This window comes from Faecalibacterium sp. DFI.5.82, assembly GCF_029076575.1.
GTDB lineage: Bacteria > Bacillota > Clostridia > Oscillospirales > Ruminococcaceae > Faecalibacterium > Faecalibacterium duncaniae.
The window spans coordinates 1-11,904 of record NZ_JARFIS010000015.1 but is presented as its reverse complement, the minus strand read 5'-3'; the positions used below and the strand labels follow the sequence as shown (position 1 = coordinate 11,904).

The following is an 11,904-nucleotide window of genomic DNA, read 5'->3' as shown; positions in this document are numbered from 1 at the left end:
TGTTCCTTTTCCTCTTACACTCTCAACAAAATTTCCCTCAGACACGTTACTTTTCGCATCTTGCATTCCGATTTGAACGTTGGGTCAATTATACTATAAATCGGGCCTTTGTCAATCGACGATTTGTAAAGTGAATCAGCCGAAAGATGAAGATAATTGAACACACCCTTGCTAAGCGCCTTTTCCAAGAGTATAATCAATTCTACACTGTTATAAAAATAAACAGCCTTCTGACCGGCCTGCCAATGGCTCCCCCTTTGGGGGAGCTGGCGCGGCGCGCCTGAGAGGGCAAGGCCGTTAAAAAGAGAGGATTTTCCTATGCAACTTCGTGAATGGAACGCCCGGCTCCACGGGCTTGTTGTTTTCCGTGCCCTGCTGGGCGACCCCGTTGTGGCAAAGCTGGCGGCGCTGACCGACCGGCTGGAAGCGGCTGACGATACCATCGCCCCCCTGTGCGATGCTGTAGCCGCCTTTGAAGCCGCCCTATTTGCCCACACCACCAATCTGGGCGATTATCTTTCCAACGCCGTGCTGGAGACCGAGACCTTCTGTGTGCGACAGGCTGCTGCGGGCCAGCTCTCCCCTGTGATGGAGGCTGCCCTGAACAGCGAGCTGAACTTTTTGCAGAAGCTCTGCGGCCTGACGCTGGACGCGCTGCTGGAAGCCGCCGACCGGCAGAACCGGGAGCTGGCGTTCCTGCCCCGCTGGGAGGCAAGGCAGCTCGACCTGACCGCCGCCTATAACCAGCGGATGCGGGAAGCCGGGAAGAAGGGCTACGGCATGTTTGCCAAGCACCACGTGTTCACAGTGGAGAACGGCCAGCTGGTGCCCGTGAAGTACCCCGACCCCCAGAAGCTCAGCGAGCTGCCGGGCTACGAGAAGGAGCGGGAAAAGGTCATTGCCAACACCCGCGCCCTGCTGGCCGGTTCCCCCGCCAACAATGTTCTGCTCTACGGCGATGCCGGCACCGGCAAATCCAGCACGGTCAAGGCCATTGCCAATGAGTACGCCACCGACGGCCTGCGGCTGGTGGAGGTCAAGAAGAACCAGCTCTACCAGATCCCCGACCTGATGGATCAGCTGGCGGCCAACCCGCTCAAATTCATCCTCTTCATCGATGACCTGAGCTTCTCCTCCAACGACGACAACTTTGCCGCCCTGAAAGCCATCCTCGAGGGCAGCGTGGGCGGCCGGGCCCGGAACATTGCGGTGTACGCCACCTCCAACCGCCGCCACCTCATCAAGGAGACCCTGACCGACCGCACCGGCGACGACATCCACGAAGCCGACACCCGGCAGGAGCTGATGAGCCTTTCCGCCCGGTTCGGCCTGACTGTCACCTTCCAGCGGCCCGAGAAAGCCCGCTTTGCCGCCATTCTGGAAGAGCTGGCAAAACAGCACCACATCCAGATGCCCATGGAAGAGCTGCTGGTCAAGGCCGAGGCCTTCGCCATCCGCGCCGGCGGCCGCAGCCCCCGCGTGGCCAAACAGTTCATCGAACAGTGCGAGAGCGGCGTGCAGAAATAATGTTTGCTTTTTCGTTTTTATGGATAAGAAAAAGCGCTGTGCAGTGAAATGACTGCACAGCGCTTTTTGCTATTTTGGAAGAAACCTGCCGCCGCAGGCGGCAGATGAGGCGGTCAGAAAATCAAACGCGCTCGGCCACCAGCTGGAAGCCCTCTTTGGTGAGCTCCTGCCGGATCTGCTCGATCTGGGCATGGTCGCGGGTCTCCAGCGCCAGCTTGAGGAAGCAGCTGGAGATGGGCATGTTGGGGTCAGAGCCATCGTGCAGGACAGAGACCACATTGCTGCCGCAGCGGGAAACGATGGCGGCCACCCGCTCCAGCTGGCCGGGCTTATCCTCCAGCGCGATGGTCAGGTTGGCCTTGCGGCCGCTCATCACCAGACCACGGGTGATGACGCGGTTGAGGATGTTCACATCGATGTTGCCGCCGGAGATCAGGCAGACCACCTTTTTGCCCTCGATGGGCAGCTTGTGGAACAGCGCCGCTGCCACAGGCACCGCACCGGCCCCCTCGGCCACCAGCTTCTGGTTCTCCATCAGGGAGAGGATGGCGGCGGCAGTCTCGTCCTCGCTGACGGTCACGATGTCGTCCACATATTCCTCGCAGAGCTGATAGGTCAGCTCGCCGGGGGTCTTGACCTGAATGCCGTCCGCAAAGGTGGCCACATTTTTCAGGGTCTGATACTTGTGCTCATGCAGGCTGCGGTACATGCTGGGGGCACCCTCGGCCTGCACACCATAGACCTTGACCTCGGGGCGCAGGCTCTTGATGGCAAAGGCCACGCCGGAGATCAGGCCGCCGCCGCCCACGGGCACGATGACGGCATCCAGATCGGGCAGCTGGTCAAGGATCTCCAGACCGATGGTGCCCTGACCTGCGATGACCTGTTCATCATCGTAGGGGTGGATGAAGGTCATGCCGGTCTCGGCCTGTAGCTCCACGGCCTTGTCGTGGGCATCATCATAGGTGCCGGGCACCAGACAGACCTCCGCGCCCAGGCTCTTGGTGTTTTCTACCTTCATAATGGGGGCACCGTCCGGCATACAGACGATGCTCCTGATGCCCCTGCGGGTGGCGGCCAGAGCCACGCCCTGTGCGTGGTTTCCGGCAGAGCAGGCGATCACGCCCTTTTCGCTCTCCTCCCTGGAGAGCTGGCTGATCTTATAATAGGCTCCCCGCACCTTGAAGCTGCCGGTCACCTGCAGGTTCTCGGTCTTGAGGTAGAGGTGGCAGTCCTTGGAGAGCTTGGGCGCTTCAATCAGGTCGGTCTTGCGGGCAACGTCCTTGAGCACAAAGGCGGCGTGGTAGATCTTATCCAGAGTCAGCATGACGATACTTCCTATCTTCTATCCTTGATTTTTGCATGTGAATATGCATCCCAGTATAAATTAGCAAAAGTATTTTGTCAAATGAACGTATTTCAACATTGTGTTTGCTGGGGTGACCGCCAATGGCTACGCCCGGGCAGGCGGCAGCCCTGCGGCCCGATGCACGCTCCACCTGTGCCCATGCCGTGGAAGCAGCTCCCCCCTGACCCAAAACGCCCCTCTCCGGCATCTGTGAGACCGGAGAGGGGCGTTCTCGTTTTTAACCTTTCATCGGCACAAATCCAACCAGATCCTTCACGACCTCGCCGCCGATGATGAGCCCGGCCACCGAGGGCACAAAGGCGTTGGAGCCGGGGACCGAGCGCCGGACGGTGCACTTGCGCTGGGTGCCCGGGGGGCAGATGCAGTGGTTCTTGCAGCTGATGGAATCATCCTCGATGGGGGTCATGGCAGGCTCCTTGGAGTAGACGACCTTCAGGTGCTTGATCCGCCGCTTGCGGCACTCGGTGCGCATCACCTTGGCCAGCGGGCAGACGGAGGTCTTGTAGATATCCGTCACCTCAAAGCGGGTGGGGTCCATCTTGTTGCCCGCGCCCATGGCACAGATGATGGGGGTACCGGCCTCCTTGGCCTTGACCACCAGCGCGATCTTGCCGGTGACGGTGTCGATGGCATCCACTACATAGTCGTACTGGGTGAAATCGAACTGATCCTGCGTTTCCGGGGTGAAGAAGATCTTGTAGGTGGTGACCTTGATGTTGGGGTCGATCTCGTGGATACGCTGTTCGGCCACATCCACCTTGTACTGGCCCACGGTCTTGCGGGTGGCCACGATCTGGCGGTTCAGGTTGGTCAGGCAGACCTTGTCATCATCAATGAGATCCAGCGCACCCACACCGCTGCGTGCCAGCGCTTCCACCGTGTAGCCGCCCACGCCGCCAATGCCAAACACCGCCACACGGGAATTGTGCAGCTTTTCCATTGCTTCCTTGCCCAGCAGCAGCTGGGTGCGGGAATATTGATCCTGCATAGATACTTGCTCCTCCATTTTACACTGTGTCGTTCATTTTACCGGTTCGGCACAGTTGCTCTCGTTTTACTTTATCACTTTCCTGCAAAGCGCCTGAGCGGTTTATTCCACCGCAACGATGGTGCCGCCCCCCAGCACAACATCCCCCTGATACAGCACCACGGCCTGACCGGGCGTGGGGGCACGCTGGGGCTGGTCAAATTCCAGTCGGAACTGCCCCTCTCCTGCCGGGTAGACGGTGGCAGCCTGCTCGGTCTGGTGATAGCGGGTGCGGGCCGTGACCCGCAAGGGCGCGGTCAGCTCCGGGATGGCGATCCAGTTCACCTCGTCGGCATAGACGATGCGGTCAAACAGGTTCTCCTCCGGGCCCACCGTGACGGTGTTGGCCTGCATATCCTTGGCGCAGACATACACCGGCGCACCCATGGCAAGGCCAAGGCCCTTGCGCTGGCCGATGGTATACCGCACCGCGCCATTGTGAGTGCCCACCTTTTTGCCGTTCTCGTCCAGAAAATCGCCTGCCGGGTAATGCTTGCCGGTGAAGTCCTCCATGAAGCGGGCGTAATCGCCGTCCGGCACAAAACAGATATCCTGGCTGTCATGCTTGTGGGCGTTGATGAAATGCTGTTTTTCCGCGATCTCACGCACTTCGGCCTTGTGCAGCCCCCCCAGCGGCAGGCGCACATGGGCCAGCTGCTCCTGGGTCAGGTTATAGAGCACATAGCTCTGATCCTTACCCTCGTCCAGCCCCTTTTTCAGCAGCCAGCGGCCGGTGGCCTCGTCCTGCTCCACCCGGGCGTAATGGCCCGTGACCACATACTCCATGCCATGGCTCTCAGCCCAGCGGAGCAGGTGGTCAAACTTCATATACCGGTTGCAGTCGATGCAGGGGTTGGGCGTGCCGCCCATCTCATATACCCGGATGAATTTTTCGATGATCTTCTCCCGGAAGTCGGCGGTGAAATCCAGCACCTCATAGGGGATATCCATCGCAAAGGCCACCTCGGCGGCATCCTCGATGTCCTTTTCGGAGCAGCAGGTGTGGAAACCGGACTGCCCCAGCGTCTCGTTGCGGGTGAGCCGCATGGTGATGCCGGTGCAGTCGTACCCTGCCTGCTGCATCAGCCATGCCGCCACCGAGCTGTCCACACCGCCGCTCATGGCGATGAGTGCCCCGGGGCGCTTCGTGTTCTGTGCTTCTGTCATATCGTCCCTCATTCAATAACACACTAAAACAGTAGTATAATACTACCGCAGCTTCTTTCTCTTGTCAAGACGCAGAAAATTGAGCCGCCGCTGCCAGCAGCGCGTCTTTTTCATTGGGTGTCTGCCCGGTGATGACAGCCTCCAGCAGGGCGTTCAGCACCTGCCGCAGACCCGGGCCGGGTCTGACCCCCGCCGCCATCAGGTCACGGCCATTCACGGCCAGCTGGCTCACCCGGCAGCAGGCATTTTCTACTGTCAGCCGCTCCGCCTCGGCCCGCAGGGCAGCAAAGGCCTCGGCCTGTTCCGGATGCCGGGCACTGCAAAGGGCGGTCAGGCGCTGGATCGTCGGCAGCTCATAGCGGCCCAAAAGACGTTTGGCTGTAAGCTGCATCTCGGAGCCGGGCGTACCGGGAGCTTCCTCCTCGGACACGGGTGTCCCGCAGGGCGTTTGGACGGGAGTGTCGGGAGTTTCTCCGAGGACCGTCCGCTGGGGTGGGACCCTGTTGCCGCAGGCAATAGGGCGGGCGATGGAATGGCCCGTCTCGTGTCCGAGGAGAAAGCTACCGACACTCCCCCCCACCAAGGTCGTCACTTCATCCGTCAGCGCGTTGGAGCATTTCAGTTTGCGCAGAGCTTTGCGGGCGCCGGCTTCTCCCAGCGGGCAGAGAAGGGCCGCCAGCCGGGCGGGCACGTTCTCCGCTGTCGGTTCGATCCGGTCGATGGTACGGCAGAGTTCCGCAAACCGTTCCGGCTGTTTTTCCGGTTCCAGCTCCGGCAGGACAACGGCCAGAATAGCGGGCTCCAGATAGCTTCCGGGCCGGGGTGCCGCCAGCAGCTTGAGCAGTTCTTCCTGGATGCGCTCCGCCGAAACGCAGTCCAGATGCGGCCCCAGTGCCCGGGCAGCAGTACCGGTGGCTGGGTCGATGGCAAAGCCGAACCGGGCCGCGAACCGGTAGAGCCGCAGGATGCGCAGCGCGTCCTCCTCAAAGCGGCGTTCCGGCTCCCCCACCGCCCGCACGAGATGGGCGGCAAGGTCGTCCCGCCCGCCAAAGGGGTCGATAAGCCCTTCCTCGGCGCTGTATGCCATAGCGTTGATGGTGAAATCCCGCCGGGCAAGATCCTCCCGCACATCCGGCACAAAGCAGACGACATCCGGGTGGCGGCCATCGGAATAGGCCCCCTCGGTGCGGAAGGTTGTTGTCTCATAGAGCCTGCCGCCCTGCTTCACCGTCACGGTGCCGTGCTGCAGGCCGGTGGGGATACACTTTTCCTCCCCGAACAGCGCCATCACCTGCTCCGGGCGGGCGCTGGTGCAGAGGTCCCAATCGTGGGGGTCCAGCCCCAGCAGGCTGTCCCGGACACAGCCGCCCACAGCGTAGGCCGCATGGCCCGCCCCATGGAGCGCATCCAGCAGCAGGGCTGCACCCGGGTCAAGTTTGATCGTTGTCATGTTGCTTCCTCGTCATATTGCAGGATGATCTGTTTACCGTCAAAGCCGCACTCCGCCGCCGGGAATACCGCCTGCGCATTGGGCAGGACGGCTTCCGGTTCAAGGATCATGGGCGAATAATGCATCAGCCAGAACCGGCGCACGTCAGCCTTTTTTGCAATGGCCGCACCCTGCGCAAAAGTGCTGTGCCCCCACTGCTTTGCCTGCGCCTCCTGCTCGTTGTCGGGGTAGGTGGCATCGCAGAGGAAAAGGTCGGCGTTCTGCGCGGCCTGTTCCAGTGCCGGGCAGGGGGCGGTATCACCCGAGAACACGAACCGCAGACCCCGGCGTGCCGGGCCCAGCACATCCGCGGGAGCGACCACCGCCCCGTTTTCCAGCGGGATGCTCTGGCCCCGCTGGAGCAGCTTCCATGCAGGCACCGGAACGTTCAGTGCCCGGGCCTTTGCAGGGTCAAAGCGGCCCGCCCGGGGCAGGTCGAGCCGGTAGCCCCGGCTGGGCACCCGGTGCCGGGTGCGGAAAGGCGTAAGCTGCGCCCCCGCAGGCCAGCCGGAGGAAAGGGTGGTCAGGTCGATGGGGTCTGTGTCCAGCTGCACAGCCCTGACCGGATACGGCAGCGGCCCGGCCAGGGTGCGCAGGGCGGGCCAGACCTCCCCCAACCCCTCCGGGCCGTAAAGGGTCAGCGGGCGCTCCCGGCCCTGACAGCCCAGCGTCTGCAGCAGGCCCGGCAGGCCGAAGATATGGTCGCCGTGATAGTGGGTCAGGCAGATGGCATCCAGCTTCATCAGGTTGACCCCGGCGCGGCGGGCCGCCGCCTGCGTGCCCTCGCCGCAGTCAAACAGCAGGGCATGGCCCCCGCATTCGGCCAGCGCGGCGGTCAGGGCACGGTCCGGCAGGGGCATGGTGGCCGCCGTGCCCAGCAGTGTAATGGTCAGCATAACAGTTCCTCCGTGATTTGTCGGTAACAGTGTACCACATTTTGCGCCCGCACACAATCGGCACAGCCCGGCATAGGATGGCGCAGAGCTCTGATACAAAGGGAGGTTTGACCATGCAGCGCAAAAAAGTCCCCGCCGGGCACCACCGCTTCGGGCTGGCCCGGCTCGTTCTGATCCTGGCACTGCTGTTTCTCGTCGTGGCGCTCACCGCCGGGCTGGCGGGCTGCCTGTTCCAGCCTGTACTGGCCACCCGGGGCACGCTGCTGTTTCTGCCGGGGGCGTAAATTTTTTTGTAAAAATTGAAATCTCCTTCTTGACTTCAGGACAATGACGTGATAAAATCCAGCCAAACCAGTGAGAGGGCATCCTGCCTGCCCCCGAGAGCAGCCACGCCATCGACGAGGCCCTCAAGTGCAAGGAGACCGGCGAGGAAAAGACCATCGTCTTTGGCCTGACCGGCACCGGCTACTTTGACATGGTGGCCTACGAGAAGTTCCACGATGGCCAGATGAGCGACTACATCCCCACCGATGCCGACCTGCAAAAGGGCTTTGACGGCATCCCCCGGTTCCCCGGCAACGAGATCTGAGCCGATACTATAATTACTATATACTAAAGGAGAAGCGCGCTCCCGATCCCGGGAACACGCTTCTCCTTTTCTGCACACCATCCTCTGCAAACAGAAAACCGCCAGCGTATCTCTACGCTGACGGTCTTTTTATGGGCGCGGGTGGATTACGCAAGCCGCGCTGCTAAAAACAGCCCACCGGGCTGTTTTTGCCCCTTCTTCTGCGACGGGGCCGCAGCTGTTCGAATCCGCCCGCATGAAAACCCAAACCTTCTGCAAACAGAAAACCGTCAGCATATCTCTACACTGACGGTCTTTTTATGGGCGCGGGTGGATTCGAACCACCGAAGCTGAAAAGCAGCAGATTTACAGTCTGTCCCCATTGGCCACTCGGGAACACGCCCAGATTCTGTTCACATCCGTTGCCGGACGACTTGTTTATTTTATCAGACTGCGGGCGATTTGTCAACTACTTTTTTCGGATTTTTGCAGCTTTTCTGCGGAAGCTGTCGGCAGGGTCAGTTTTTGGTCAGATGTTTCCGGCGCTCGTAATCCCGCAAGGCGGCAATGGCTTCGCCGGACATGGGGTAGAGGGCAATGAGATTGAATATGGTCATCAGGCCGATGCCCACATCGCCCAGGTCCCACACCACGGTATAGGCTTCCAGGCCGCCCACCATCAGCATGACAAGGGCCAGCACTTTATAGGCCGTCTGCCAGCCCCAGCGGTCACCAAAGAGGTACGCCACATTGGAGCGGGCATAGAACAGGATGCCGATGAAGGTGGAGAAGCTGAACAGCGCCAGCGTGACGGCAATGAACACCACGCCAAAGCTGCCCAGATGGTACTGCGCCGCTGCCTGCAGCAGGTCCATGCCGGTCAGCCCAGTGGTGACATTTGCGGGAGCCAGCAGCATCATAAAGGCAGTGCAGCTGCAGATGACCACCGTGTCGATCAGGACACCCAGTGCCTGCACAAAGCCCATCTTCACAGGGTCATCGCAGAAGGCAGCCGCTGCCGCACAGGGGGCCGAACCGCTGCCCGCTTCATTGGAGAACAGGCCGCGCTTGACACCGTTCATCAGCACCGCGCCAAAGCCGCCCGCGGCAACCTGCCGCAGGCCGAAGGCTTCCGAGAAGATGCGGCCCAGCACAGCGGGCAGCTGGCGGAAATTTACCGCAATGATGATGACTGTCATCACGAAATAGCAGACCGCCATGATCGGCACGATAACATCCAGGCTTTTCACGGTGGCATCTTTGCGCAGGACAATGACCGCCGAGAGCACCACCAGCACCACCGTAGTCACAATGGGCGGGATGGAGAACGCATTGGCAAAGGCAGAGCTGACCGAGTTGCTGATGACCTGGCTGATGCCGCACCAGCAGATGAGGCCCGAAATGGCAAACAACACCGCGATGATAGAATGACGCAGCTTTTTGCCCCGCTTGCGCTCGGCCAGCACATGGATGTAGTAGGCCGGGCCGCCGCGCTGACCGCCATAGAGCGGGTCGGGCTGCCGGTACTTCTGGGCCAGTGTGGATTCCACAAAGGAGGTGGAGGCCCCCAGCAGGGCCGTGACCCACATCCAGAACACCGCACCGGCACCACCGGCAGACACTGCCGCCACCACGCCCACCAGATTGCCCATGCCTACCCGGGTGGCCGTGGAGACGATGAGCGTCTGAAAAGAGGAAAGGCTGTCCCTGCTCTGGTTCTTCTCGCAGACAGCGGCGATCATATCCCGGAACAGCCGCACGGGCAGCAGCCGGGTGCGCAGGGTGAAGAACACGCCCGCCGTGAGCAGCAGCACCGCCATCAGCGAGATGCCGATGCCGCCGCCCACCGGCAGGGTGAACAGATCACCCCAGAGCAGGTTGTATACCGTTTCGATCAAGTGGGACATTCTGAGGAGCCTCCTGTTGTGTGATTACTTTATTATAATACAGCACTTCAGGTTTGTAAATCAGAAAATCCCAGCGCAAGGAAAATAAAAAATCCGAACCCTTCTCCTATCGAGAAAAGGTTCGGATCTTTCTTGTTTGGTGCGGATAAGAGGACTTGAACCTCCACCGAGTTGCCCCGATTAGAACCTGAATCTAACGCGTCTGCCAATTCCGCCATATCCGCATATTCTGTTTTGTTCGTGGGCCGTTCGGCTCGGAACGTTAGTTATTATACCACAGCCACAAGAAAAGTCAAGCACTATTTTCAAAATTGTTCGACAAAAAAATGCTCTAAATTTCGGGCACTCCGTACAGGGGCATTTGGGCCGGAATATGGTACAATAAAAGCTGACCGTCCGGCCTGTATGCCGCCGGGCGAGTAATGACGGAATGAGGGAAACTGAATGTTCAATGTTCTGATCTTCATCATCGGCGCGGGCATCATGTTCTACATGGGCCTGCGCAGTGTGCTGCAGCGCCGCCGCTTACAGCAGAAGGGCCAGCGTGTGGAGGCCCGGGTGGCAGGCACCGTTCAGAGCCGGGACGGCGCGGCTTATCTGCTTGAGTTCGAGACCGAGGGCGGCAGCCACCGCCTGCACTACCCCAAAGCCGCCAAAGGCAAGGGCTTTGCCAGCGGAGAAACGGTCACGCTGTACTACGACCCCGAAGATCCCGAGAAGATGTATGTGGAGGGCGACCGCTCCGTTCTGGGGGCCGAGATCCTCTATTTCTGTCTGGCCGTTGTGCTGCTGGCACTGATGGTCAGCTTTAGCCGTTGAAAGGAGGTCACCGCAATGGTATTGGAACATATTGGAATGCCCCAGCCCGGGGACTGCCGGGTGGTATTTTCCGCCAGCGCCGAGGAGCTGGAAGCGGCCATTCAGGCCGAGCAGGCCGCAGAGAACCCGCCGCAGACGGAAGAGGACCTGCTGACTGCCGCCGTGAACCGGGCTATCCTGACCGGTTTTTCCACATTATATCAGGAGCTTGTGGAAAAAGAGCATCTGGTTCCCGTGACCGATCCGGATTTTGAGCTGCTGGCCGTCAACCGGGCCGAGGGCTTCCGGGCGGGAGCAGAGTTCTACTGCCTGCCGCCGCTGGAGCTGGAGCGTTACACCGGCTTCACCCAGCCCATCCAGCCCCGGCCCATCCGTCAGGTGAGCATTGAGTTGGAAGTGAACACCCGGCACGGCGATGAAGACCGCGCCGCCGATGCCGCAGGCAAGGCGGCCCTGCGCCAGCAGGTTGCACGGGAGCTCTATGCCCAGCGCTGTGCGCAGGCCAAAGCACTGGCCCGCCGGGAGCTTATCTTCCAGCTGGGCGGCTGTGTCAAGGGCACCCTGCCCAAGGATCTGGTCTCCGGCAACTATTTTGCCGAACAGCGGAACTTCAACCTGCGGCTGCAGGCCAACAACGTCAACTTTGACCAGTACCTCAAGGTGCGGGGCCAGACCGTGGAACAGTTCCGCACCGAGCTCCACGCACAGGCAGAGCAGAAGCTGCGGGGCAGTCTGGGCCTTCTGATGGTGGCCGAGCGGGAACACCTCTGGCCCACCGATGCCGAGGTGGAGGCCGCGCTGGCGCACTGGAAGGGTGAGCGCACCTTCCCTGCCAACGATTTCCGCAAGGTGCGGCAGGGCATCGCCAGCCAGCGGGCGGCAGAGTTCGTGGAAGCCCACTCCACCCTGCTTCCCCCGCCGGAGGAACCGGTGCTGGAAACCATCGCATAAAAAATGGGAGATGCCGTGTAGCAGAGTTCCCATAAAACAGTATTTGCAAAAGCTCCTGAAATGGGGAAGATTTGGCGTGACTTCGGTCACGCCTTTTCTTTTGCTTCCAGTTCATCCAGAGGGATGTACCCCAGCCCATCGTACTTGATATGGATGTGCTGCACCCGCTTTCCGCTGGACTTAT

10 protein-coding genes, 2 tRNA genes and 1 pseudogene are annotated in these 11,904 nt (G+C 60.7%); 5 read left to right on the top strand and 8 right to left on the bottom strand.

Going from position 1 to position 11,904, the window contains the following annotated elements; genetic code table 11:
- Positions 1-318: 318 nt before the first annotated feature.
- Complete coding sequence (locus P0G09_RS14650) at positions 319-1,527, top strand: ATP-binding protein (RefSeq protein ID WP_275253017.1); 1,209 nt, start codon at positions 319-321, stop codon at positions 1,525-1,527.
- A gap of 121 nt (positions 1,528-1,648) precedes the next feature.
- Here the strand turns inward: P0G09_RS14650 and ilvA are convergent, their stop codons facing one another.
- The 5 genes from ilvA to P0G09_RS14625 form a co-directional block, all read right to left on the bottom strand.
- Positions 1,649-2,854 (bottom strand): threonine ammonia-lyase, encoded by a 1,206-nt coding sequence (gene ilvA, locus P0G09_RS14645; RefSeq protein WP_098923287.1) that lies wholly within the window; start codon positions 2,852-2,854, stop codon positions 1,649-1,651.
- Positions 2,855-3,113: 259 nt separating this feature from the next.
- On the bottom strand, positions 3,114-3,884 hold the full coding sequence (locus tag P0G09_RS14640; protein ID WP_156069403.1) for a tRNA threonylcarbamoyladenosine dehydratase: 771 nt from the start codon (positions 3,882-3,884) through the stop codon (positions 3,114-3,116).
- 102 nt (positions 3,885-3,986) lie between these two features.
- Positions 3,987-5,090, bottom strand: coding sequence for a tRNA 2-thiouridine(34) synthase MnmA (gene mnmA, locus P0G09_RS14635; RefSeq protein WP_275253014.1), 1,104 nt, complete (start codon positions 5,088-5,090; stop codon positions 3,987-3,989).
- Between the two features lie 64 nt (positions 5,091-5,154).
- Positions 5,155-6,540, bottom strand: coding sequence for a tRNA nucleotidyltransferase (locus P0G09_RS14630; RefSeq protein ID WP_275253012.1), 1,386 nt, complete (start codon positions 6,538-6,540; stop codon positions 5,155-5,157).
- A complete protein-coding gene (locus tag P0G09_RS14625; RefSeq protein ID WP_275253011.1) occupies positions 6,537-7,475 on the bottom strand; it encodes a ribonuclease Z in 939 nt (312 codons plus the stop codon). The genes P0G09_RS14630 and P0G09_RS14625 overlap by 4 nt, the downstream gene beginning before the upstream one ends.
- A 113-nt stretch (positions 7,476-7,588) precedes the next feature.
- Between P0G09_RS14625 and P0G09_RS14620 the strand changes: the two genes are divergently transcribed.
- Together P0G09_RS14620 and P0G09_RS14615 are read left to right on the top strand one after the other, a co-directional pair.
- Positions 7,589-7,759: a hypothetical protein gene (locus P0G09_RS14620; protein WP_275253010.1), complete on the top strand. Its 171-nt coding sequence runs from the start codon at positions 7,589-7,591 to the stop codon at positions 7,757-7,759.
- 74 nt (positions 7,760-7,833) lie between these two features.
- Positions 7,834-8,064, top strand: a pseudogene (locus P0G09_RS14615) (TrpB-like pyridoxal-phosphate dependent enzyme); the annotation flags it as partial.
- Positions 8,065-8,364: 300 nt separating this feature from the next.
- Here the strand turns inward: P0G09_RS14615 and P0G09_RS14610 are convergent.
- The 3 genes from P0G09_RS14610 to P0G09_RS14600 all read right to left on the bottom strand — a co-directional run bounded on the left by P0G09_RS14610 (position 8,365) and on the right by P0G09_RS14600 (position 10,174).
- Positions 8,365-8,447, bottom strand: a tRNA-Tyr gene (locus P0G09_RS14610).
- A 114-nt stretch (positions 8,448-8,561) separates the two neighbouring features.
- Positions 8,562-9,950, bottom strand: a complete 1,389-nt coding sequence (locus P0G09_RS14605; RefSeq protein ID WP_275253007.1) for an alanine/glycine:cation symporter family protein — start codon at positions 9,948-9,950, stop codon at positions 8,562-8,564.
- Between the two features lie 137 nt (positions 9,951-10,087).
- A tRNA-Leu gene (locus P0G09_RS14600) sits at positions 10,088-10,174 on the bottom strand.
- Positions 10,175-10,394: 220 nt separating this feature from the next.
- On the opposite strand from P0G09_RS14600, the gene P0G09_RS14595 reads away from it, so the two are divergent.
- Together P0G09_RS14595 and P0G09_RS14590 are read left to right on the top strand one after the other, a co-directional pair.
- Positions 10,395-10,769 carry a DUF3592 domain-containing protein gene (locus P0G09_RS14595; RefSeq protein ID WP_097772785.1) on the top strand — a complete coding sequence of 125 codons (375 nt, stop codon included), beginning with the start codon at positions 10,395-10,397 and terminating at the stop codon, positions 10,767-10,769.
- A 15-nt stretch (positions 10,770-10,784) separates the two neighbouring features.
- Positions 10,785-11,720 (top strand): FKBP-type peptidylprolyl isomerase, encoded by a 936-nt coding sequence (locus P0G09_RS14590; RefSeq protein WP_097772786.1) that lies wholly within the window; start codon positions 10,785-10,787, stop codon positions 11,718-11,720.
- Positions 11,721-11,904 lie beyond the last annotated feature (184 nt).